A 23116-nucleotide genomic window follows, 5' to 3' on the forward strand; every position below is an offset into this window, starting at 1 on the left:
TATGCTTGCGAGGTGCGGATGAGCTGGCGGATTTTCAGGAGGGACGTCACCCGACTGATCCGTGTCCGGAAGACATGGATCATCGTGATCGGCGTGCTGATCACTCCGGCGTTGTACGCGTGGTTCAACATCAGCGCGTTCTGGGACCCGTACGCGAACACCGAGAACATCGACGTCGCGGTGGCCAATCTCGATGAGGGTGCATCCTCGGACCTCACCGGCTCGCTGAACGTGGGTGATCAGGTCCGCAAGCAGCTTGAGGAGAATGATCAGCTCGGCTGGGTCTTCATGGGCGAGCAGGAGGCCATGGAGGAGGTCAAGCGCGGCGACGTGTACGCGGCCATCGTCATCCCTGCAGACTTCAGTGAGGATCTCCTCAGCATCACCAGCGGAGAGTTCACCCAGCCGGCGCTGCAGTACTACGTCAACGAGAAGGCCAGCGCGATCGCGCCGAAGATCACTGACGTCGGCGCGTCCCAGCTCGATCGGCAGATCACGGCTGCCTTCACCGAGCAAGTCGCCGAGGCCGCGACAGACGCGGTGCGGGACGCGGGGGACGACGTGGAGTCGCGGTTGCTGACGGCGAAAGACAACGCGCTGAACGCCTTCGACAGCACTTCGCAGTCGCTGGCATCGGCGCGGGACAGCATCACCGACCTCCAGAATCGAATCGCCGCTTCCCGAGTGACGCTGTCCGATGCCCGCGACACGCTCACGGATGTCGATTCGACGCTGGCGGACGTTCAGAAGGCCGCCGGGGAAGCACGGTCGATCATCGCCGAAGCACAGGACCAGGTGATCGAGTTCGCCGATGCCGCGACGGCCGCGTACCTCACAGGCACGTCGCTGTTCGCGGAGGCCTCTGCCTCCGCGAACTCCTCGGTCAGTCAGGTGACGGAAGCTCTGACTTCTGCACGGCTACGGGTGGACACGGCGATCGGCGACGTCGAGACCGTCCTCGAGGCGAACGAGGCCGCGATCGCACAGGTGCAGGCTTTGCTCGATGACGCCGACCTGGATCCTGACACGGCGCAGCGTCTGTCCGGGGTGATCGAGGCACTGCAGGAGCGGAACGCTGCAGATCAGCAACTCGTCGCGGACCTGTCGCAGTTGAGCACCGGCACTTCAGACGCCGTCGAGGGGCTGCAGGCGGCTTCGGATGCCCTCGACGAGGCGGCCCAGGGTACACAGACTGCGGCATCTGATCTGCGGACGGTGCTGACCGAGAACCTTCCGGCGCTGAACAGTGCGATGGCGCGGCTGTCCTCGAGTGCGGGAGAATTTTCGGCCGCGGTTGCCTCGCAGAGACAGGTCCTCACTCAGGTCGGGGATGTGCTGCGCAGCGCGGATTCGCAGCTGGCATCCACCTCGACGGCGCTCGACAGTTTCGACGCCGACATCACGAGCATCGAGTCGAATCTGCAGGCGGCTCGTACCGATATCGAAGCGGTCGCCGCCGCGGCGGAGTGGGGTGCCCTCGGCACGATCACCGGACTGAACCCGGACGACATCGCCCGTTTCATCGCCTCGCCGGTCGCTGTCGAGGAGCAGACGATGTTCCCGGTGTCCTCCTACGGGTCTGCGATGGCGGCGCTGTTCACGAACCTGTCCCTCTGGATCGGCGCGTTCGTGCTGATGGTGATCTTCAAGATCGAGGTCGATACGGAAGGCGTCGAGGGAGTCACGGTCCGAGAGGCCTACCTGGGACGCTTCGGCCTGTTCGCGCTGCTCGCCGTCGGGCAGGCGCTGGTGGTGTCGATCGGCAACCTCATCATCGGCGTGCAGACCGTGAGCGCCGTCGCCTTCGTGGGGACCGCTGTGCTGATCGCCTTGGCGTACGTGAGCATCATCTACGCGCTCTGTGTCGGTTTCGGGCACGTCGGGAGAGGTCTGTGCATCCTGCTCGTAGTCATGCAGATCCCGGGCGCGTCGGGGTTGTACCCGATCGAGCTGATGCCCGACTTCTTCCGCGCGATCTATCCGCTGCTGCCGTTCTCTTACGGCATCGACGCAATGCGGGAGACGATCGCGGGGTTCTACGGCGGCCACTACTGGCGGTTCCTCGGGACACTCGCCGTCTTCGTCGCCATCGCATTCCTCTTCGGACTGGTCCTGCGGCGCAGGCTCGCTAGCTTCCACATCCTGTTCAACCGCGAGGTGGCCGCGACCGACCTGCTGATCGGTGAGAACGTCCAGGTCGCCGGTTCGGGCTACCGGCTGAGAGAGATCATCCGCGCGCTCTCGAATCGCCGTGCATACCGGGTCGAGCTCACCCGCCGAGCGCACCCGTTCACTCACCGTTACCCCGTGCTGCTGCGGGCGACGCTGATCGTCGGACTGGCGGGACTTGCACTGGTCTCCGCGGTAGCTCTGACATTCGCGGACGCCAAGGCGCTGCTGCTGGGTATCGGAACCCTCTGGTGCCTTCTGATCATCGGATTCCTTGTCGCCATCGAGTACATCAGATGGAGCTTCGCGCAAGCCGGAGAGATCGCCGGGCTTGATGACGCCGACCTGCGTCAGGCGGTCCTCGCCGGGGGCGCGGATGCGCACGCCGCCGTCGCCTCCACGGAGTCGCGCACGGCACGCCAGTCCGTTCCCGGCGCACAGCATTTGCTCGCGGAGGACCTCAGCTCCGGTGATTCTCTCGACGAGAGTCACTCCGCTGACGTCGCTGCCACTGGTGATGCGGATGAGCACATCAGTGACGACGCGGATGATGTCGTGGCGAAGTGGTTCCAGGATGCGCCCGAAGCCGACGCGTCGCTCGAGGCTGACGACTCCGCCCAGCGGGACGTCGACACGCCCGAGACGACGAAGAAGGCGGCGAGCCGGGTTGAGCCCGCCGAAGCGGAGGAGAGCGAAGGCATAGCTCAGCAGGAGGACGACCGCGCTGCGGGGAAGGGGGAGCAGTCGTGAGGGTCATCCTGCGGCTGGTCGCGCGGGACGTGCGTCACGCGACACGGAATGTGATGGCGTGCATCGTCATCTTCGGCCTCGTCGTCATCCCGTCACTGTTCACCTGGTTCAACGTGATCGCCAGCTGGGATCCTTTCGCGAACACCAGCAACTTGAAGGTCGCCGTCGCCAGCACCGACACCGGCTACGAAAGCGATCTGGTTCCCCTCCGGATCGACGTCGGCGAACAGGTCTTGTCCGCGCTGCGCGCCAACGATGACCTCGACTGGGTCGTCACGACGGAGGACGACGCGATCGACGGCACCAAGTCGGGTGCCTACTACGCCGCGATCGTGCTTCCGCCGTCCTTCAGTAGCGACATGATGACCTTCTACGTCGACGGTGCGGAGCACACCGACATCGCGCTCTATACCAACGAGAAGAAGAACGCCCTCGCTCCGAAGATCACCGGCCAGGGCGCCGACGGTGTGTCTGCGCAGATCTCCGAGACGTTCACCCAAACCCTCAGCGAGATCGCGCTCGGGCTGCTCTCCTCCCTCTCCGACTACCTCACCGACGACGACACCCAGGCTGCGCTCGCCCGGCTCCAGGCGCGTGTGTCCGGTCTGTCGACGCAACTGCGTGCCGGTGCGCAGACCGCCGACATGTTCTCCGCCCTCTTCGACTCCAGCATCCCCCTGGTGAACAGCGCCTCCCAACTCGTCGACGCCGCAGGAGGTGCGTTCAACGACGCCGCCGGCGCTGCCGGTAGCGGGCGCGATGCGGTCGACTCCGTCGCCTCCGCCCTGCGTAACGCCACGGGGGGAGTCTCCGACGCACTGTCCGCGACCACCAAGAGCTACAACGCGGTGGGCGATCGCATCGACGACCTCTACGCGGACATCGATCGTCTCAATGGCGACCGCGTGACGGTGCTCACCGACATCGCGGCACGAGTCCAAGATCAGATCGACCGATACAACACCATCCGCGACACCCTCGACACTGAGGTCCGGCCCACGCTCCCCGCAGCCGCGGAAGGCGCCCTCGACACCGTCATCGCCGTTCTCGATGACGCGATCGCCCGACAGCAGGCCGTCCACGATCGCCTCGCGGAAGCTGCAACGGACGTTCAGGGGGACAACGCTTCCGCTCAGGACTCCCACCAGGAGATCCTCGTCGCGATCGCCGAAGCGAAGACTGCTGTACAGAAAGCGCAGAGCGCGTACACCGACGATCTGAAGCCGCAACTAGATCTCCTGTCGTCGACGCTCTCGCGCCTCGACTCGGACGTCTCAGTCGTGCGTAGTGACCTCGCCGGCGTATCCGCCAGCTTGTCCGGTTCAGCGGACTCCGTGCTGACGGCCATCGATCGCGGCAAGACCGTCGCCAGCGGGATATCCACCTCACTGGACGAACTGGCCGACCGATTCGGCGACCTCGATCGGGCGCTCGGAACCGCAGCTGACACCGGTGATCTCAGCGAACTCCGCGACATCATCGGAGGCGACCCCGGCGTTCTCGCCGCCTCACTGGCAGAACCCGTCCGGGTCGACCGCACGGCGGTATTCCCCGTCGCCGGCTTCGGCGCTGCCATGGCGCCCCTGTACACCATCCTCGCGCTCTGGGTCGGAGCGTTGCTGATGACAGTCACCATCCGGGTCGACGTCAACCACAACACGCTTCCTGGCGCCCCAGCACTCACGACGACCCAGAAGTACCTCGGACGATATGGCATCTTCGGACTCGTCGGCCTCGCCCAGAGCACACTCCTCACCCTCGGGCTCATCCTGTTCGTCCGCATCGAGCCTGCACACCCACTGCTCATGGTCCTCGCCGGATGGCTGACTTCCCTCGTCTTCACCCTCATCGTCTACACCGCGGTCGTCACGTTCGGCAATGCCGGAAAGGCGCTGTGCGTGCTCCTCCTCGTCATCCAGATCTCCGGATCCGGCGGCGCGTACCCTCTCCAGCTGCTGCCGGATTGGTTCCAGAACATCAGCCCGTTCTTGCCAGCCACCTATGCGATCCAGGCCATGCGCTCGGCGATTGCCGGCGTCTACGCGGCGGACTTCTGGATCTCGCTTCTCCTCCTCGCCCTCTTCATCGTTCCGGCCTTGCTGCTCGGCCTGGTGCTGCGGCGGCCCCTGATCGCATACAACCGGGGCATGTCGGAGGCGCTTGAATCAACCAAGCTCATGTGAGCGTCCGCGAGAGGTGATCATGTCCACGCAAGAGTCCCCCGCCCGGCCGGACTCGGTTCCTATGCGCGAGCGCAGAAGTGACGCCACAACCAACCACAAAGCACTTCTGCACGCTGCGCAGGCCGTGCTCGCCGAAAATCCACAGGCATCCCTCGACACCATCGCGCACGCAGCCGGCCTGTCGCGACGGGCTCTCTACGGCCACTTCCCCGACCGGGAGACCCTGCTGAAAGAGGTCATCGCGCTCGGCGCTGAGCGGTTCAATGCGATCGCCGACGTCATCGAAGACACCGACCCGCGCGTCGCTCTGGCCCGCCTCGCCGTGCGCCTTTGGCGCGAAGCTTCAGCAGTGCGCGCCGCCGCCAATATCGCCCTCAGTGAAGCCCATGTCGCAGAGACAGTCCGTTCGCTCGCGCCCCTTCGACGACGTATCCGCGAGCTCACAGATACCGGCACGGCAGCGGGGGCCTTCCGAAGAGACGTCTCGCCCGAAGTCCTCGCCATCCTCATCGAAGAGACAGCCCGAGCCACTCTGCGCCAGACTCGCCTGGACGCGGAGAGTGGTCCGTCAGCCATCGCGCGAGTCGTGCTCAGCATCGTGGGCCTGTCGTGGACCGAGCAGGCCGAGCTCATCGAGTCGAACCCCGACATCGTGGCCCAAGCATGATCGGAACCGACCGACGTGATCGTTGTGAAGGCGAGCCGGACAGCCGACGGCTTCGAGAAGTGTCAAGCGCGCGATGACTCTGCCATCGTCATCGGGTCGGTCCGCTCCATCGAGGAGATGTCGCATCATCCGCCGCGCGTCGCCCCACGTAAGCTCTTTCGGTGGGAATCGGGGAGTGGGTCGCGCCCCGGCGCCTGGGACGTGACTTCCGCTGGCTCCTGGCGTCGTCGTGGACGAGCAACATCGGCGATGGGATCGCGCTCGCGGCATCCCCTCTGCTGATCGCCTCGATGACGGATTCGCCGGTGCTCGTGGCATCCGGCGCCGTCATGCGGTTCCTTCCGTGGCTGCTCTTCGGCCTCCACGCGGGAGCGATCGCCGACCGGGTCGACCGGCGCGTGCTGATCATGTGCGCCAACGGCATCCGGGCTCTGGTCCTCGTGGCGTTGTGCGCGTTCTTGATCACGGGCACGGCGAGCATCTGGATCGTGCTCGCGGTGGCCTTCGTCTACGGGTGCGCCGAGGTGTTCGTCGACACCACGAGCAGCACGCTCCTGCCGATGATGGTCAAGAAGAAGGATCTGGGCATCGGCAACGCACGGCTCCAGGCCGGCTTCCTGGTCGCGAACCAGTTCGGCGGACCGCCGCTGGGCGCCTTCCTCTTCGCGCTCGGCTCGTTCTGGCCGTTCGCCGTGCAGGCGATCTGCGTTGCGCTCGCCGTCGTGCTCATCTCGCGCATCGCCCGCACCCGAGTCCCCGCCCGTGAGAGCGACGGAGGGCGCACCGCCGTCCACACCGACATCGTCGAGGGGATCCGGTGGCTGTGGCGGAACCCTCCGGTGCGCACCCTCGTCATCATCATCCTCACGTTCAACATCACGTGGGCAGCCCCCTGGGGCGTGCTCGTGCTGTACGCGACCGAGCATCTTCAGATGGGGCCGGTCGGATACGGTGCGCTCACGACCGCGTCGGCCATCGGGGGCCTGCTGTCCACCGTCAGCTTCGGCTGGCTCGAGCGCCGGTTCACCTTCACCGCGCTCATGCGCGTCTGCCTGACCGTAGAGGTGCTGATGCACCTTGCCTTCGCGCTCACGACCTCAGGCGCCGTCGCCTTCGTCATCATGATCGCCTTCGGTGCCTACGCCTTCGTCTGGGGAACGATCTCGACGACGGTCCGCCAGCGACTCGTCCCGCACGAGCTGCAGGGTCGGATCGCATCGGTGAACATGGTCGGCGTCTTCGGCGGGCTCGTCATCGGTCAGGCGATCGGCGGGGTGATCGCCCAGTTCTGGGGGCTGACGGCGCCGTGGTGGTTCGCCTTCGCGGGCGCGGCGGTGACCCTGGTGCTCGTCTGGCGCCCCATCAGCCACATCGCTGCGGCGCGTGTCGATGACGGGACGGATGCCGCGGGCTGAGGCGCTGGGCGACCCGCGGCATCCGGTCGATCACAGGTCGGCGACCCGGATGAGCACCTTGCCGACGGTCGCGGCCTCGACCGCGTCGTGGGCGGCTGCGGTCTCCGCCAGGGGGAACCACGTGAGCGGCAGGCCCGCCTCCTCGCCGACGGGCAGAGCGCCGTCCTCGAGGGCGCGCGTGATGTCGGCGACGGCGGCATCGAGCGCGGGTTCGCCGACCGTGTAGAGCAGGACGCCCTGGACCCGGATGTTCTTCGCGAAGGTGGGCCGGATCGGCATGCTGAACGTGTCGCCGTTGTCGTCGGCGTAGAAGGCGATGACGGCGTGCCCCGCGGCGACCTCGGCGTCGAGGGCGGCATTCGTCGCCAGCGACACCTCGACGATCTGGTCGACGCCCTCGGGGGCGATCTCCCGCACCCGCGCCGCCACGTCCTCCTGTGTGTAGTCGATGACGTGGTGCGCGCCGGCGGCGCGCGCGAGTTGCGCCTTCGCGTCGGAGCTCACCGTCGTGAGGACGGTCGCACCCGCCCACCGGGCGAGCTGGATCGCGGCGTGGCCGACGGCGCCGGCGCCGCCCTGCACGAGAACGGTGCGTCCGGCGAGCGCGCCGGGCGCCAGACGGGCGGGCCCGTCCTCGTGCACCGTCAGAGCACGATGGGCCGTCACGGCCGGCACGCCGAGACTGGCCGCGGTGGCGAAGTCGATCCCCTCCGGAAGGTGGACGGCGCGGGATGCCGGGACGACCGTGTATTCCTGCGCGGTGCCCGTGGGGCGCTGGTGCTGGGCGAGGTGCACCCACACGCGGTCGCCGACCGCGAGGTCGTCGACTCCCTCGCCGAGGGCGTCGACGACGCCGGCACCGTCCTGATTCGGGACGGTCTCGGCGAAGGAGGCTCGCTGGGTGCCTCCGGAGCGGGACTTCCAGTCGGTCGGGTTCACCCCCGAGACGGCGATGCGGACCCGCACCTCACCGGGACCGGGATCCGCGACCTCGCGGTCGACGAGGGACAGGACGTCGGATGCGCCCGGGGAGCTGTAGACGATCGCCTTCATAGCGGGCGCAACCCCTCGTGACCCGCGCGCATTCCGACACCGGCCGTTTGCCAGGCGCCGTGTGCGAGGCTCGAGGGGCGGCACGAGTTTCGTGTCGCCTGCAGGAAGGGGGCCTCGTGCCCACCTGGCTCGAACACCTCTGTCACGCTCTCATCGGCCGGACGCGATCGCACGACGATCTCCCGGATCTCCGCGTGCTCCCCACGTCCCGCGTGGACCTCGCCCGCACCCACTACCTCGTCGACGACCCCGAGCGGCGCACCCGCGACGACCGCCTCTACATTCTCCGCATCGGGCAGCGCGGCCGTCGCGGCGTCGACGTCGCCGTCCACTCGAACGGGCGCGTCGTCGGCTTCCTCCCCGACGCCTCCGCGGCGAAGCTCGCCGAGCCGCTGCTGCGCCTCGGCGGTGCCGCGATCGTGAACGGCGCCGGCCCCCGTCCGGGGACGACACGGCTGCGGGTCGACCTCCCGACGGCGGAAGCGATGCGCTCCTTCGCTCCGGTGGGCGGACCCACGGCGTACTGATCGCCGTCCGCTGAGGTCCTCTGACAGGCTTTCCCTGTGATCGAGACTCTTCTCGGCCTGGTGGTCGCGCTCCTGGTCGTCGCGTCGACGACGGTGATCGGCCGGTGGGCGGGTATCGCCGCGCCGATCCTGATGGTCGCCGTGGGCGTCGGCGGCAGCTTCCTCCCGATGTTCGACGACTTCGTCCTCGACCCGGAGTGGATCCTGCTCGGCATCCTGCCCCCGCTGCTGTACTCGGCAGCGGTCTCGATGCCGGCGATGCACTTCCGACGTGAGTTCGGCGCCATCGCCGGGCTGTCGGTCTTCCTCGTCATCGGCACCGCCCTCGCCCTGGGCCTCTTCTTCATGGTCGCGATCCCCGATCTCGGTTTCGCGTGGGGAGGCGCCCTCGGCGCCATCGTGAGCCCCACCGACGCCGTCGCGACCTCGATCATCAAACGCACGCCCGTGTCGAAGCGGGTCGTCGCGATCCTCGAAGGAGAGAGCCTGCTCAACGACGCGACGGCGCTCGTGCTGCTGCGCACCGCGGTCGCCGCGGCCGCCGCATCCTTCTCCTTCTGGGGTGCCGTCGGCACCTTCGCCTACGCCGTCGTCGTCGCGGTCCTGATCGGTGCGGTGCTCGGCTGGCTCAACCTGACGGTGCGCAAGCGTGCGACCGACCCGACCGTCAACACGGTCCTCTCGTTCACGGTGCCGTTCCTCGCGGCCGTCCCCGCGGAACTGCTCGGCGCCTCGGGCCTCGTCGCCGCCGTCGTCGCCGGCATCATCACCGGGGTGGGCGGTCCGCGCGTCTTCTCCGCACGCAACCGGCTGTCCGACGCGCAGAACTGGCGCACGGTCGAGCTGATCCTCGAGGGGTTCGTGTTCCTCTTCATGGGACTGCAGCTGACCTCGATCCTCAGCGACGTGGAGAAGGCGCACGAGGGCATCGCGCCCGCTCTCCTCATCGCCGCCGGCGCGTGGCTCCTGACGGTGATCGTGCGGGCCGCGTACGTGGCACCGTTGCTCGCACTGCTGTCGATGAGCGCGCGTCGCGTCCGCCGCCTTCAGCCCCGCCTCGAGACGATCGCGCAGCGCCTCGAGACCGAGGAGGGCGAGGCGCAGCTCGTCGATGCGTTCGCCCGCCGCGGCCGGCGCGTCTCGCGGGGAACCGTGCGCCGCTTCGGTCCGCGCGTGACGCGCGGACTCGCCGACATCCGCTACTTCCAGGAGGCGCCGCTCGGGTGGCGCGAGGGCACCCTGGTCGTCTGGGCGGGGATGCGGGGCGCCATCACGCTTGCTGCCGCGCAGACGCTCCCCGAGGACACCCCGCTGCGCTCCGTGCTCGTCCTCATCGCCTTCGCCGTCGCCGTCGTCTCCCTCGTCGGGCAGGGCGCCTCGGTCGCGCCGCTCGTCGACGCGCTCACCCCCGCTGGTTCGGCGGACGAGTCGCGCGAGCGCGAGAAGGAGGAGCGGCGGCACATCCTCGAGCTCCTCCGCGAGCGCGCGGCCGACGTCCCCGCTCCGGATCGCTCGGCCGACCTCGACCGTGCCCGGGCGTTCCAGGTCGAGAGCGACTACCGCCTCGCCGTGATCGACGTCCAGCGCCGCGCGCTGCTCGACGCCCGCGACACCGGCACCTTCGATGCCGACGTGCTCGCGCACGAACTCGCGGTGATCGACGCCGCCCAGATCGCGATCGAGTTGCGCACCGGCCGCGAGTGAGGTCCGTCAGCGACCCAGCGCGCGGGCGATGTCCTCGACGTCGCGCTCGTCGTTGAAGACGTGCAGCGCGACGCGCGCGTTGCCGGCGCGGCTCGACGCGACGATCCCCGCGGCGCGCAGCCGGCCGATGTCCGCACCGCTCTCGTCCCGCCAGGTCACGATCGGCGTCGCCCGCGCCGGAGTCGGCAGGTCGAGCCGCTCCCGCAGCGCGGCCGCGAGGCCCGTCACCTCCTCGCTCAGCGCCCGCGGGTCCGCTCCTGCGAAGAGGGCGAGTGCCGGCTCGGCCCCCGTGAACGCCTGCCACGCGGGCGAGACGTCGAACCGTCGAGCGGATGCCGCCAGGGTCGCGTCCGTGCCGTAGCACGACGCCCACGGGTCCGCGCCCGCGTACCAGCCCGCCTGGCGCGGACCGATCGTCGCGGCGAAGTCCTCGCGGAGCGCGAGGAACGCGACGCCGCGGGGCGCGCACAGCCACTTGTAGGCGTGGCAGACCAGCGCATCGAAGGCCCCGGCGCCCACCGGCATCCAGCCGACGGCCTGCGTCGCGTCGCAGAGCGTGCGCGCACCGTGGCGCCGCGCCGCCGCGACGATCGCGTCGGCGTCGACGACGGCACCCGTCGCGGACTGCACGATCGAGAAGGTCACGAGGGTCGTCGCCGCGTCGACCGCGTCGGCGAGCGCGTCGAGCGGCGCCGTCCGCACGGTGATGCCCCGACCGGCGTGGACGAACGGGAGGACGAGCGACGAGAACTCGCCCTCGGGGCACAGGACGACGGCACCGTCGGGCAGCGAGGCCGCGAGGAGGCTCACCATCGCCGAGGTCTGCGCGCCGAGCGCGACGGCGGCCGGGTCCACCCCGACCAGTCGCGCGAACGATGCGCGGCACCGCTCGGCGCTCGCGGCGTACCGGATCGGGTCGGGCCACGCGTCGAGGTCAGCGCGCATCGCGTCGCGGCTGGCCAGGGGCGGGATGCCGGCGGTGCAGGCCGCGACGTATCCTCGCGCGTCGGGAAACGCGTCGCGGACGTCGGCGGGGGAGAGGGACATAACTCCATCGTCGCGATCCACGATTGAGTGCACCATGGCAGGTATTGCATCGACTGCATGACATGGCGTTATATGTCTGGATGCCGCAACCCGTCCCCGACCTCTCCGTCGCCGAGCTCCGGATCGTTAAGGCGGTGGGCGACACGGGGTCCGTGACGGCCGCCGCGACCGCGCTCGGGTACAGCCAGCCCGCCGTGAGTCAGCAGATCCGCCGCCTCGAGACGCGGTTGGGGATGGCGGTCGTGGAGCGGGTGGGACGGCGGATGCGGCTCACCGAGGCCGGGCGCATCCTCGCCCGCCACGCCACGTCGATCACGACCGCGCTCGGCGCGGTGGCCGGGGAGCTCGCCGACCTCGGCGGCGGCCGGATCGGCACGGTGCGGCTCGTCGGGTTCCCCTCCGCTTCGCCGACGATCCTCCCGCGCCTCATGCGCCGGCTCGCCGCATCCGACCCGGGTCTCTCGCTGACGTACGTCGAGGCGGAACCGCCCGAGGCGGTCGCCGCCGTCCGCGCCGACCGGGCCGACATCGCGTTGACCTTCAGCCACCCGGGCGACGGCACCGACGCGCACGGCGACAGCATCCGGGGGCTCGACGCCCGCCGCATCGGCGCCGAGGACCTCCTCCTCGTGCTGCCCGACGGGCACGCCCGCAGCACCGAGGACGTCGTCGACCTGAGGGCGCTCGCCGACGACGATTGGATCGCGGGATGCCCGCGGTGCCGCAGCCACCTGCTGGACTCCTGCGAACGCGCGGGATTCGCGCCCCGCATCCGCTTCGAGACCGACAACGTCGCCGCCGTCGAGCAGCTGGTCGCGCAGGGTGTGGGCGTCGCGACGCTGCCGCGGCTCGCGGTGGCGTCCTTCCCCCTCGTCGCCGGGGTGATCACCCGCCCGCTGGCGTCGGGGGACCGGCGCGACCTGCACGCGGTCTCGGCCCGCGGGGCCGCCGGGGTGCCGGCGGTCGCGACCGTGCTGTCGCACCTCGCCGCCGCGGTCGGCGACATGACGGCGCCGGGTCCGGAGGTCGCCGCGGCGAAGTAGGGTGAGCCCCATGCAGCAGCGACCTCTCGCCTCCACGGGCCGTTCCGTCTCCGCCATCGGCCTCGGCACGTGGCAGCTCGGTGCCGACTGGGGGGACGTCTCCGAATCCGACGCGCTCGACGTCCTCGCCGTCTCCGTCGAGGCCGGCGTCACCCTGTTCGACACCGCCGACGTCTACGGCGACGGTCGCAGCGAGACCCTCATCGGCCGTTTCCTGGCGTTGCACCCGGGCCACGGTGTGACCGTGGCGACCAAGATGGGGCGGCGCCTCGCGCAGGAGCCCGAGAACTACACCCCCGAGAACTTCCGCGCGTGGACCGACCGGTCACGGCGCAACCTCGGCGTCGACACGCTCGATCTCGTGCAGCTGCACTGCCCGCCGTCGGCGGTGATCGACGCCGACGAGACCTACGACGCCCTCGACGCCCTCGTCGACAGCGGTGCGATCGCCGCGTACGGCGTCTCGGTCGAGACCTGCGCGCAGGCCCTGTCCGCGATCTCGCGGCCCGGGGTGACCAACGTGCAGATCATCTTCAACCCGTTCCGGCTGAAGCCGCTCGACGAGGTGCTGCCGGCCGCCGAGGCCGCCGGCGTCGCGATCTTCGCCCGGGTGCCGCTCGCCTCCGGCCTCCTCAGCGGGCGCTACACCGCATCGACCTCGTTCGCGGCGAACGACCACCGCACCTTCAACCGGCACGGCGAGGCGTTCGACCGCGGTGAGACGTTCTCGGGCGTCGACTTCGAGACGGGTCTCGTCGCGGTGGATGAGCTCAGCGCGGCGCTGCCCGACGGCGTGTCGCTGCCGGCGGCATCCCTCGCCTGGATCGCGTCCCGTCCGGGTGTCACCTCCGTCATCCCGGGCGCGCGCACGACGGCGCAGGCGAGGAGCAACGCCGACGCCGGCGCGATCGACCCCGCCGTCCTCGACACGTTCGCGGCCGCCGTCGTCGACGTGTACGACCGCCGGCTCCGCGCGGACATCCACCCGCAGTGGTGATCGGGGTGGGGATGCCGCGCGCCGCCGTGCGTGCGACATCGCTACCGTGAGGGCATGATCGTCGAGGCCTCCGGGGTGCTGTTCCGCTGGGAGTCGCGGAGGGACGACTGGTACTTCGTCCCCCTCCCGGCGGAGGTGAGTGCGGACATCCGTGAGGTGCCGCGACCCGGGCGGGGATTCGGATCCATCCCGGTGGGGGTGACGGTCGGGTCGTCGTCCTGGCGGACCTCGATCTTCCCCGACGCGGCGCGCGGGGTGTACGTCCTGCCGCTGAAGCGCTCGGTCCGCGAGCGCGAGGGGATCTCCGAGGGCGACACGGTCTCCGTCCGTCTCGACGTCCAGGACGGCTGAGCCGTGTCCGTGCCCTGGGCCGCACTCTCGGATCCCGTCGCGATCGTCGCGGTCGTCCTCGCCTACGTCTGGCTAGTCGTCGCCTCGGTCGTCCTCGCGGTCATCGACGTCCGCACGCACCGGTTGCCGAACGCGTGGGTGCTCCCCGGCTACCCGGTGCTCGGCGGGCTGCTGCTCGTCGCGTGCCTCGCCGGAGCCCCGTGGTCGTCCCTCCTGCGCGCCGCCGTCGGAGGCGCCGCGCTGTTCGTCTTCTACCTCCTGCTGCGCGCGGCAGGGGGCGGGATGGGCGGGGGAGACGTGAAACTCGCCGGCGTCCTCGGTATGGCGCTCGGGTGGGTGGGGTGGTCCGCCCTCGCCGTCGGGGCCGTGGCCGGGTTCGTCTTCGGCGGCGTGTACGGCGCGCTGCTGCTCGCGACCCGACGCGCCTCCCGGCGCACCGCCGTCGCCTTCGGACCGTGGATGCTGCTGGGCGCCTGGACCGGCATCCTCCTCGGCGCCGACGTGGCGGACCGTCTCGGCCTGTGACGTCGCGGGTGGTGCGTGCCAGATCCGCCTCGACGATGCAAGGGGAGCGGGGCCGGTGCGTCCGCCTCGCTACCGTGAGGACATGGCCGATCGCACGAAGACCCCGCTCGTCCCGCGCCTCATCGCCCGCGCGCTGTCATGGCGGATCGTGCGGGCTTACCTCCGCTACAGCGAGCGGCGCGGTCCCCTCCTGGCCGACAGCGTGACCTATCGCACGCTCTTTAGCGTGTTCGCCGGCGTCCTGCTCGGCTTCTCCGTCGCAGCGCTCTGGCTGTCGGGCAACCCGCAGGCCTGGCAGAGTCTCATCGACGCGGTCGACGGCGTGATCCCCGGTCTCGTGGGCGAGGGCGGCGTCATCGACACGAAGGACCTCGGTCAACCGATCGCGTTCTCGCTCACCGGCGTGTTCTCCCTCGTGGGTCTCGTCCTCGCGGCGATCGGTGCGATCGGGTCGCTGCGCACCTCGCTGCGGGTGATCGCCGACAAGGTCCACGACGACACCCTGTTCATCATCGTCCTCGGCCGCAACCTCGTCCTGGCCGTCGTCATCGGGGTCGGGCTCGCCGCCGCGGCGGTCGCGACCGTCCTCGGGACGGCGGGCGTCGGTCTGGTTGCCGACGTCGTCGGGGTCTCCGCCGACAGTCCGGTGACGGTCGGTGTCAGCGCCGCGGTCGGCATCCTCGTCACCTTCGTCCTCGACACGGCGGTCGTCGCGCTCCTGTTCCGCACGCTCTCGGGCGTCCGCGCCCCGGCGCGGGCGCTGTGGACCGGGGCTCTGCTGGGCGGCTTCGGCCTGACCGTGCTGCAGCAACTGTCGAGCCTGTTCGTCGGGGGCGCCGGCTCCAACCCGCTGCTCGCCACCTTCGCCTCGCTCATCGCGCTGCTGCTGTGGATCAACCTGTCGTGCCAGGTCATCCTCATCGCCTCGGCGTACATCGTGGCGGCCACGCTCGAGAGCGGGGACCGCGTCCGCCGCGTGCACGGCGCGACGACGCTGATCGAGCGCCGCGTGCAGACCGCCGAGGACCAGGTGAAGGCGGCCGCTGACGAGCTGCAGGCGGCCCGGGACGCCCTCGCCGCCGAACGGGCGAAGGACTGACACCCCCGCTCCTTCGTCACCGGTGTGTGAACTCTGGCGCATCCACTCGATGCGCACCGTCCGGGTGTGTACCGTCGTACCGTGAAGAACCCGCGACTTCAGCCGACCCACCCGATCGCCCTCGCGCCCGTGCAGTCGCCCGAGCCCACCGTCGACGGGTTCGTGACGCAGTACCTGCGCAATCTCAACAACGGCCGCGGCGTGGCCCTGTCGACCTCGACGGCCAACGATCGCTACTTCGCGCTCGCCGCCACCGTGCGCGACTACCTCATGGCGCGGTGGCTCGAGGACGTGCGTCGGCAGCGGTCGACCCAAGCCAAGGGCGTCGCCTACCTCTCGGCGGAATACCTGCTCGGTCGGCAGCTCGACAACAACCTCCTGGCGACGGGACTCACCGACATCGCGGCCGAGGCCCTCGTCGCCTGCGGCCTCGACCTGGAGGACGTCTGCGCGCTCGAGGTCGAGCCGGGTCTCGGCAACGGCGGCCTCGGCCGCCTCGCGGCCTGCTTCATCGACTCGCTCGCGACGCTCGGCGTGCCGAGCATCGGTTACGGCATCCGGTACGAGTACGGCATCTTCCGTCAGACGTTCGTCGACGGACAGCAGGTCGAGCAGGCCGACTCGTGGCTCGCGCTCGGCTCGCCGTGGGAGTTCCCCCACCCCGAAGCCGCGCAGACCATCTCCTTCGGCGGCCACACCGAGCAGTACGACGACGAGGGCGTCACGCGCACGCGTTGGGTGCCGTCGTGGAACGTCCTCGCCGTGCCGTACAACTACATGGTCCCGGGCTACCACAACGGCCGCGTCAACACGCTGCGTCTGTGGAGCGCACAGGCCACCCAGGGTTTCGACCTGCGCGTCTTCAACGCGGGCGACTACCAGGAGGCCGTGCGCGCGCAGACCTACGCCGAGAACATCTCGAAGGTGCTCTACCCCGAGGACTCCACCCCGCAGGGCAAGGAGCTGCGCCTGCAGCAGCAGTACTTCTTCGTCGCGGCATCCATCAGCGATTTCGTGAACCTCATCCTGCCGAGCGACTTCGACCTCGCGAAGCTGCCCGATCGGGTCATCTTCCAGCTCAACGACACCCACCCCGTCATCGGTGTCCCCGAGTTGATGCGCGTCCTCGTCGACGAGAAGAAGCTTGAATGGGATGCCGCCTGGCAGATCACCCGGCAGTGCTTCGCCTACACGTGCCACACCCTGCTGCCCGAGGCGCTCGAGGTGTGGCCCGCAGACCTGCTCGGCAGGCTCCTGCCGCGCCACCTCGAGATCATCTACCGGATCAACGACGAGTTCCTCGACGAGGTCCGCGAGCGCTTCGGCGACGACGGGGAGCGGATCCGGCGGATGTCGATCATCTCGCCCGACGGTGCGGTGCGGATGGCCTACCTCGCCACGGTCGCCGGCTCCAAGGTCAACGGTGTCGCCGAGCTGCACTCGCAGCTGCTGCGCGAGAAGGTGCTGCCGGACTTCGACGACTTCTTCCCCGGCAAGTTCACGAACGTCACGAACGGGGTCACGCCGCGCCGGTTCATCCGTCTCGCCAACCCCGGACTGTCGCGCCTCATCACCGACACGATCGGACCGGGCTGGCTCACCGACCTCGACCGGCTGCGCGAGCTCGAGGACTACGCCGACGACACCGCCTTCCACGCCGCGTTCCGCGCGGTGAAGGCGTCCAACAAGCGCGTGCTCGCCCGCACCCTCGCCGACCGCGACGGGTTCACCGTGGCCGACGACCATCTGCTCGACGTCATGGTGAAGCGCCTGCACGAGTACAAGCGCCAGACGCTCAAGCTCCTCCACATCATCACGGAGTACGACGCCATTGCCTCGGGCCGCGTCACACCCGACCAGGTCACCCCCCGCACCTTCGTGTTCGGCGCCAAGGCCGCGCCCGGCTACGCGATGGCCAAGCGCATCATCCACCTCATCAACGCCGTCGGCAGCGTCGTCAACTCCGACCCGCGGGTCGAGGGGCGCCTCGCGGTCCTGTTCCCGCCCAACTACAACGTCACCCTCGCCGAGCGGGTCGTCCCGGCGGCGGACCTCTCCGAGCAGATCTCGCTCGCCGGCAAGGAGGCCTCCGGCACGGGCAACATGAAGTTCGCCCTCAACGGTGCGCTGACCATCGGCACCGACGACGGCGCGAACGTCGAGATCCGCGAGCTCGTGGGCGACGAGAACTTCTTCCTGTTCGGGATGTCCGAGCCCGAGGTCGCCGACCTGCAGACGCGCGGGTACCACCCCATCGACTTCGTGCGCGCCGACGAGAACCTCTCGCGGGCGCTGGACCTCGTCTCCTCGGGCGCGTTCTCGGGCGGAGACGGATCGGTGTTCGAGCCGGTGGTGTCGAACCTGATCCACCACGACCCGTTCATGGCGCTCGCGGACTACACGGACTACATCGCGGCGCAGAAGCGCGTCGATGCGCTCTACGCCGATCAGGATGCCTGGACCCGCGCCGCGATCCTCAACGTGGCGCGCTGCGGGTTCTTCTCCTCCGACCGGTCCATGCGCGACTACATCGACCGCATCTGGCACACGCCGCCCCTCGTCTGACGGCCGCGGATAGCACCGCGGCGACCGGCTGACAAGTCGCGGCGGAGCTGGCGGGGCGCCGGGTTAGAGTCGGTGTCGGAGGTACATCATGGCAATCGCACGACTTCACGGCGGCCCGCTCGACGGCCAGGTCATCCCGCTCGAGGATGACACGGATCGGCTGATCCTGCCCTACAGCGAGACGCAGATCACCTACGAGCGCGCGGGTGCCGACGAGAACACCGGGGAGGGAGACGGACCCACGTCCGCCGACTTCCACTTCGTCGCCGCGCAGGACGACATCGATCCGTCCGCCGACGAGCGCGACGACCGTTCGACCCTTGACGACTGAGCCGGAGCACTCGCTCGAGATCGAGCGCACGTACGACGTCGACGCCGGGACGCCGCTGCCCGATTGGGCTCGGCTTCCCGGCGTCGCCGCTGTCGGCGCACCCGAACCGCGAGAGCTCGACGCGCACTACCTCGACACCGCCGACGGCGCGCTGGGACGGGCGCGCGTCGCGCTCCGGCGCCGCAGCGGCGGACCCGACGAGGGCTGGCACATCAAGCGCGTGACGCCGGAAGGCAAGGCGGAGTCGCGCTGGCCGCTGGATGCCGGGGGCTCCGATGCCATCGTGGTGCCCGCGGCGATCGAGGATGTCCTCGCCCCCGTCGCGTCGCCCCCGTTCGCGCCGCTCGCGCGCATCCGCAACGCCCGCACCGCGTATGCGCTCCTCGATGCGGAGGGCAATCTGCTCGCGGAGTTCGTCGACGACAGGGTCACCGCCACCGACGTCCGCCGGGGTGTCGAGACGTCCTGGCGCGAGTGGGAGCTCGAGCTCGGTCCGGCCGCACCGACGGATGCCGCGGCCCGCGATGCGCTCTTCGCCGCGGCGGACGAGCTCGTCCGCGCCGTCGGGGGAGAGGTGTCGGGGTCGGGCTCCAAGCTCGAGCGCGCCCTCGGTCTCTGACCCCCAGGCCACAACGCGCTGACGCCGCCCCCGGCTTCGTTCGGGGCGGCGTCAGTCGTGATCGTCAGGTTACTGAAGACCCATTCGTTCCGATAGGTCTTCCCTGCCTGATCAGAGGTTGATCATGTGGCCGGCGAGGCCGTGGAAGGCCTCCTGCAGGCCCTCCGACAGCGTCGGGTGCGTGTGCACGTTCCGCGCGGCCTCGAGGGCGGTGAGGTCCCACTTCTGCGCGAGCGTCAGCTCGGGCAGGAGCTCCGACACGTCGGGGCCGATGAGGTGGCCACCGAGCAGTTCGAGGTGCTCGGCATCCGCGATCAGCTTCACGAACCCGACCGGCTCGCCCAGGCCGTTGGCCTTGCCGTTGGCCGAGAAGGGGAACTTCGCGACCTTGACGTCGTAGCCGGCGTCGCGCGCCTGCTGCTCCGTGAGGCCGAACGAGGCCACCTGCGGTGAGCAGAACGTCGCACGCGGCATGTTGCGGTAGTCCCCGAGCGTCTGCGTCTCCGCCTTGCCGATCGTCTCGGCGGCGACGACGCCCTGCGCCTCGGCGACGTGCGCGAGCTGCAGCTTGGCGGTCACGTCGCCGATGGCGTAGACGCCGTCGACGTTCGTGCGCATGTAGTCGTCGATCTCGATGGCACCGCGGTCGGTGAGCTTGACACCGGTGTTCTCGAGTCCGAAGCCCTCGACGCGCGGGGCGAATCCGATCGACATGAGGACCTTGTCCGCCTCGATCTGCCCCTTCGCGCCGTCGGCGTTGGCCGAGTAGGACACGGTGACCTTGTCGCCCGAGTCGACGACGGACTCGACCTTGGTCGAGGTGAGGATCTCGATGCCGTACTTCTTGTACTGCCGCTGGATCTCCTTCGAGACCTCGACGTCCTCGTTGGGGAGAGCGCGGTCGAGGAACTCGATGATCGTGACCTTGACGCCGTAGTTGCTCATCACGAAGGCGAACTCCATGCCGATCGCGCCGGCACCGACGATGACGATCGAGTTCGGCAGGTCGCGCGTGAGGATCTGCTCTTCGTAGGTGACGACGTTCTCGCTGAGGGTGACACCCGGCAGCAGACGCACGGTCGAGCCGGTCGAGATGATCACGTTGTCGGCCGTGACGGTCTCCTTCGAGCCGTCCTCCTTCGTGACCTCGATGGACTTCGCGTCGATGAACGAGCCGCGACCCTGGTACTCGGTCACCTTGTTCTTCTTCATGAGGAAGTGGATGCCCTTGACGTGGGTCTCGGCGACCTTGCGGCTGCGGTCCCATGCGGTGCCGAAGTCGAAGTTCACGTCACCGCTGATGCCGAAGAGGTCGGCCTTGTGGGTGAAGGTGTGCGCGAGGTCCGCGTTCTTCAGGAGCGCCTTGGAGGGGATGCACCCGACGTTGAGGCAGACACCGCCCCAGTACTTCTCTTCGATGATGGCGGTGGACAGTCCGAGCTGTGCGGAGCGGACGGCCGCGACATAGCCGCCGGGGCCGGCACCGAGGATGACGACGTCGTAGTGAGGCATGCGTCCAGCCTAGTCCGCTGCCGGTGGCCTCACTCCTTCGTCTCGCCCCGTCGACCGCGGACGATCGCGACCGCGATCACGACGCCGACGGCGAGGAAGATGATGCCTCCGCCCACCGCGTAGGGGACCGCGTTGAACCCGTCCGACGACCCTTCCGCCTGCTCGCCGGCCGATTCGCCGCACTCCTCGACCGCCGCGACCTTCCCGTCCTCACCCACCGAGAACGTGAACTGATCCGAGAGAGGATGCCCGTCGCTCGAGACGATCCGCCACTGGACGAGGACCGCCCCCTCGACCGGTCCGTCGACCGCCTGGGTGACGACGTTGTCCGCGACCTCGGGGTCCCCGGCGGCGAGCGAACGGCACGATTCGTCGTAGACCGCCACGACCGTCGCACCAGGCTCCGTCGAGGGTGTCGCACTGAACGTCAGCGAGATCTCCTCCGGGGTGGTTCCGAGGACGGCGTCGGCGGCCGGATCGGAGCTGAGCAACTCGTCGTGGGCCGCGGCGGGGGAGGCGGGAGCGAGCAGCAGCGCGGCAGCGACCGCTGCGGCGGCGATCGCGCCACCGCGACGGCGCATGCGGGGGTTCGTGGACGTCGACATGGTGGCGACGCTAACCGAACGCACGCCGCCGCTCCGCGGCCCTGTCGTCCACGCCACGGGCCCGATACCATGTCGCCTCGGCGTGGACCCGGCCACCGTGAGCGGGAGCGATCGGTTACTGTGGGAGAAGGAGGACATCGTGGACGAGAATCAGCGACCGGACGGCGACATCCATCGGGGTGCCGAGACGTCGGCGCACCCGCGTCTTGTGGATTCGACGCAGACGTTCGGGCACGACTCGGACCTCTCCTTCGTGCCCTTCGGCGCCGAGTTGACGGCCGCCGAGGTCGAGGCGATCAACGCCCTCCCGGCGCGTGCCGCGCTCCTCATCGTCCGGTCAGGGCCGACCGCGGGTGCGCGGTACCTGCTCGACACCGACGTGACGACCGTGGGTCGCCACCCCGAGGCCGACATCTTCTTCGACGATGTGACCGTCTCCCGGCGTCACGCGGAGATCACGCGCACGGGCGCCACGTTCGAGTTGATCGACCAGCGCTCGCTCAACGGCACCTACGTCAACGGCGAGCGTGTCGACCGCGCGACCCTCACCGACGGGGCCGAGGTGCGCGTCGGCAAATTCCGCCTCAACTTCTTCGTCGCTCCGGCAGAGCGGGCGATCGGCGCGTGAGCCCGGCCGCCGCCACCCGGGGACGAGCTGCGTCCTCGGGGTCCTTGAGCATCGGCCAGGTCCTCGCCCGTTTGAGCCCGGAGTTCCCCGCCCTCACCGCGAGCAAGCTCCGCTTCCTCGAGGTGCAGGGGATCGTCACGCCCGTCCGCACCGAGTCCGGGTACCGCAAGTTCTCCGCCGCCGACGTGGAGCGGCTGCGCACGGCCCTCAGCATGCAGCGTGATTTCGGCATCCCGTTGGCGCGGATCCGGGAGTACCTCGAGGAACACGGCGACGACGTGGCGCCCGTCCCGCCGGCATCCATCGTCCAGACCTCGCGTCGCTACCGTCGTGACGAGCTCCTCAGCACAGCCGGCGCCTCGGCGACGCTGCTGAACGAAGCGGTGTCCGCTGGTCTCATCGCGCCCTCCGACTCGTTCGACGAGCGTGCGCTCGGCGTGCTCCGTTCCCTCGTCGCGCTCGACGCGCACGGGATCCAGCCCCGCCACATCCGCACCATCCGGCAGAGCGCCGAGCGCGAGGTGTCGCTCATCGAGAGCGCCATCGCCCCGCTGCTGCGCCGCGCGGATGCCGGTTCCCGAGCGAAGGCCAACGAGATCGCGCCCGAACTGGCCCGTCGACTCGAAGAGATCCGACAGGTGTTCGTCGCCGCAGCGCTCGATCGTCTGACCCCGTGACCGTCCGCGACACGCCGGACGCGACGAGTCGGATGTCGTTGCCGGAGGCACCTCGGTCCTCTAGCGTGGAATCACCGATCACCCGCAGGAGGCCCCGATGACCGCGCACGATGCGCTGGGCGAGCAGAAGTTCTCGACCGAACTCCTGTTCACCGACGGCCTCCCCGAGATGGACGATGAAGTCGGTTACCGCGGAGCCCAGGCGGCACGCGCTGCCGGCATCACCTACCGGCAGCTCGACTACTGGGCCCGTACCGAGCTCGTCGAGCCCACGGTCCGCGGCGCGAGCGGTTCGGGATCGCAGCGGCTCTACGGGTTCCGCGACATCCTCGTTCTGAAGCTCGTGAAGCGGCTCCTCGACACGGGGATCTCGCTCCAGCAGATCCGCATCGCCGTCGATCAGCTGCGCGCGGCGGGTATCCGCGATCTTGCGGGGACGACCCTCATGAGCGACGGCGCATCGGTGTACCTCTGCACCTCCAACGACGAGGTCATCGACCTCGTCAGCCGCGGGCAGGGTGTCTTCGGCATCGCCGTCGGCAAGGTCCTCCGCGAGGTCGAGACCACCCTGGTCGACTTCGAGGCCCAGCAGCCGGAACAGGTCGACGAGCTGGCCGCCCGTCGGGCCGCGCGCTCCGCCTGACGCACG

21 protein-coding genes are annotated in these 23116 nt (G+C 69.5%); 17 read left to right on the top strand and 4 right to left on the bottom strand.

The genetic code is table 11. From position 1 onward, the window contains the following. The first annotated feature begins 18 nt into the window (after window positions 1-18). The 4 genes from ACPEH2_RS09775 (at window position 19) to ACPEH2_RS09790 (ending at window position 7184) form a co-directional block, all read left to right on the top strand. On the top strand, window positions 19-2919 hold the full coding sequence (locus ACPEH2_RS09775) for a YhgE/Pip family protein (protein WP_423718634.1): 2901 nt from the start codon (window positions 19-21) through the stop codon (window positions 2917-2919). Then, window positions 2916-5102, top strand: coding sequence for a YhgE/Pip domain-containing protein (locus ACPEH2_RS09780; RefSeq protein ID WP_359919180.1), 2187 nt, complete (start codon window positions 2916-2918; stop codon window positions 5100-5102). Before ACPEH2_RS09775 ends, ACPEH2_RS09780 begins: the two co-directional genes overlap by 4 nt. A gap of 19 nt (window positions 5103-5121) precedes the next feature. Continuing rightward, window positions 5122-5769 (top strand): TetR/AcrR family transcriptional regulator, encoded by a 648-nt coding sequence (locus ACPEH2_RS09785; RefSeq protein ID WP_359919182.1) that lies wholly within the window; start codon window positions 5122-5124, stop codon window positions 5767-5769. 161 nt (window positions 5770-5930) lie between these two features. After that, on the top strand, window positions 5931-7184 hold the full coding sequence (locus ACPEH2_RS09790) for an MFS transporter (RefSeq protein ID WP_423718635.1): 1254 nt from the start codon (window positions 5931-5933) through the stop codon (window positions 7182-7184). A gap of 30 nt (window positions 7185-7214) precedes the next feature. Here ACPEH2_RS09790 and ACPEH2_RS09795 read toward each other — a convergent pair whose 3' ends face one another. Further along, the gene (locus ACPEH2_RS09795; RefSeq protein WP_423718636.1) at window positions 7215-8237 is read right to left on the bottom strand and encodes an NADPH:quinone reductase; all 1023 of its coding nucleotides are present in this window, start codon (window positions 8235-8237) and stop codon (window positions 7215-7217) included. 194 nt (window positions 8238-8431) lie between these two features. Between ACPEH2_RS09795 and ACPEH2_RS09800 the strand changes: the two genes are divergently transcribed. Further along, the gene (locus tag ACPEH2_RS09800) at window positions 8432-8764 is read left to right on the top strand and encodes a hypothetical protein (RefSeq protein WP_231872737.1); all 333 of its coding nucleotides are present in this window, start codon (window positions 8432-8434) and stop codon (window positions 8762-8764) included. Between the two features lie 36 nt (window positions 8765-8800). Next, a complete protein-coding gene (locus tag ACPEH2_RS09805) occupies window positions 8801-10468 on the top strand; it encodes a cation:proton antiporter (RefSeq protein WP_423718637.1) in 1668 nt (555 codons plus the stop codon). A 6-nt stretch (window positions 10469-10474) separates the two neighbouring features. Here ACPEH2_RS09805 and ACPEH2_RS09810 read toward each other — a convergent pair whose 3' ends face one another. After that, complete coding sequence (locus tag ACPEH2_RS09810; protein ID WP_359919190.1) at window positions 10475-11515, bottom strand: aminotransferase class V-fold PLP-dependent enzyme; 1041 nt, start codon at window positions 11513-11515, stop codon at window positions 10475-10477. An 80-nt stretch (window positions 11516-11595) separates the two neighbouring features. Here ACPEH2_RS09810 and ACPEH2_RS09815 point away from each other — a divergent pair, with 80 nt between their 5' ends. The 8 genes from ACPEH2_RS09815 to ACPEH2_RS09850 all read left to right on the top strand — a co-directional run bounded on the left by ACPEH2_RS09815 (window position 11596) and on the right by ACPEH2_RS09850 (window position 19045). After that, on the top strand, window positions 11596-12558 hold the full coding sequence (locus tag ACPEH2_RS09815; RefSeq protein ID WP_423718659.1) for a LysR family transcriptional regulator: 963 nt from the start codon (window positions 11596-11598) through the stop codon (window positions 12556-12558). A gap of 10 nt (window positions 12559-12568) precedes the next feature. Next, entirely contained in the window at window positions 12569-13555 is a 987-nt protein-coding gene (locus ACPEH2_RS09820; protein ID WP_359919193.1) for an aldo/keto reductase, read from the top strand. A 54-nt stretch (window positions 13556-13609) separates the two neighbouring features. Then, window positions 13610-13906, top strand: a complete 297-nt coding sequence (locus ACPEH2_RS09825; RefSeq protein WP_359919195.1) for a DUF1905 domain-containing protein — start codon at window positions 13610-13612, stop codon at window positions 13904-13906. Between the two features lie 9 nt (window positions 13907-13915). Next, window positions 13916-14431: a prepilin peptidase gene (locus ACPEH2_RS09830; RefSeq protein ID WP_217531333.1), complete on the top strand. Its 516-nt coding sequence runs from the start codon at window positions 13916-13918 to the stop codon at window positions 14429-14431. An 82-nt stretch (window positions 14432-14513) separates the two neighbouring features. Continuing rightward, a complete protein-coding gene (locus ACPEH2_RS09835) occupies window positions 14514-15530 on the top strand; it encodes a YihY/virulence factor BrkB family protein (protein ID WP_217531264.1) in 1017 nt (338 codons plus the stop codon). Between the two features lie 81 nt (window positions 15531-15611). Then, window positions 15612-18095: a glycogen/starch/alpha-glucan phosphorylase gene (locus tag ACPEH2_RS09840; protein ID WP_359919197.1), complete on the top strand. Its 2484-nt coding sequence runs from the start codon at window positions 15612-15614 to the stop codon at window positions 18093-18095. Between the two features lie 88 nt (window positions 18096-18183). Beyond that, entirely contained in the window at window positions 18184-18426 is a 243-nt protein-coding gene (locus ACPEH2_RS09845) for a response regulator (protein ID WP_359919198.1), read from the top strand. Continuing rightward, window positions 18416-19045 (top strand): CYTH domain-containing protein, encoded by a 630-nt coding sequence (locus ACPEH2_RS09850; RefSeq protein WP_359919200.1) that lies wholly within the window; start codon window positions 18416-18418, stop codon window positions 19043-19045. Before ACPEH2_RS09845 ends, ACPEH2_RS09850 begins: the two co-directional genes overlap by 11 nt. Before the next feature lie 111 nt (window positions 19046-19156). Here the strand turns inward: ACPEH2_RS09850 and lpdA are convergent, their stop codons facing one another. Together lpdA and ACPEH2_RS09860 are read right to left on the bottom strand one after the other, a co-directional pair. Next, window positions 19157-20557: a dihydrolipoyl dehydrogenase gene (gene lpdA, locus ACPEH2_RS09855; RefSeq protein WP_359919202.1), complete on the bottom strand. Its 1401-nt coding sequence runs from the start codon at window positions 20555-20557 to the stop codon at window positions 19157-19159. Between the two features lie 29 nt (window positions 20558-20586). Continuing rightward, the gene (locus ACPEH2_RS09860; protein ID WP_359919204.1) at window positions 20587-21162 is read right to left on the bottom strand and encodes a copper resistance CopC family protein; all 576 of its coding nucleotides are present in this window, start codon (window positions 21160-21162) and stop codon (window positions 20587-20589) included. Between the two features lie 139 nt (window positions 21163-21301). On the opposite strand from ACPEH2_RS09860, the gene ACPEH2_RS09865 reads away from it, so the two are divergent. From ACPEH2_RS09865 to ACPEH2_RS09875, 3 genes are all read left to right on the top strand, one after another. Further along, window positions 21302-21790: an FHA domain-containing protein gene (locus ACPEH2_RS09865; protein ID WP_217531335.1), complete on the top strand. Its 489-nt coding sequence runs from the start codon at window positions 21302-21304 to the stop codon at window positions 21788-21790. A gap of 44 nt (window positions 21791-21834) precedes the next feature. Beyond that, window positions 21835-22467 (top strand): MerR family transcriptional regulator, encoded by a 633-nt coding sequence (locus tag ACPEH2_RS09870; RefSeq protein ID WP_064002361.1) that lies wholly within the window; start codon window positions 21835-21837, stop codon window positions 22465-22467. 97 nt (window positions 22468-22564) lie between these two features. Next, window positions 22565-23110: a MerR family transcriptional regulator gene (locus tag ACPEH2_RS09875; RefSeq protein ID WP_064002360.1), complete on the top strand. Its 546-nt coding sequence runs from the start codon at window positions 22565-22567 to the stop codon at window positions 23108-23110. Window positions 23111-23116 lie beyond the last annotated feature (6 nt).

It is taken from the genome of Microbacterium sp. NPDC064942 (assembly GCF_049545525.1).
GTDB lineage: Bacteria > Actinomycetota > Actinomycetes > Actinomycetales > Microbacteriaceae > Microbacterium > Microbacterium gawkjiense.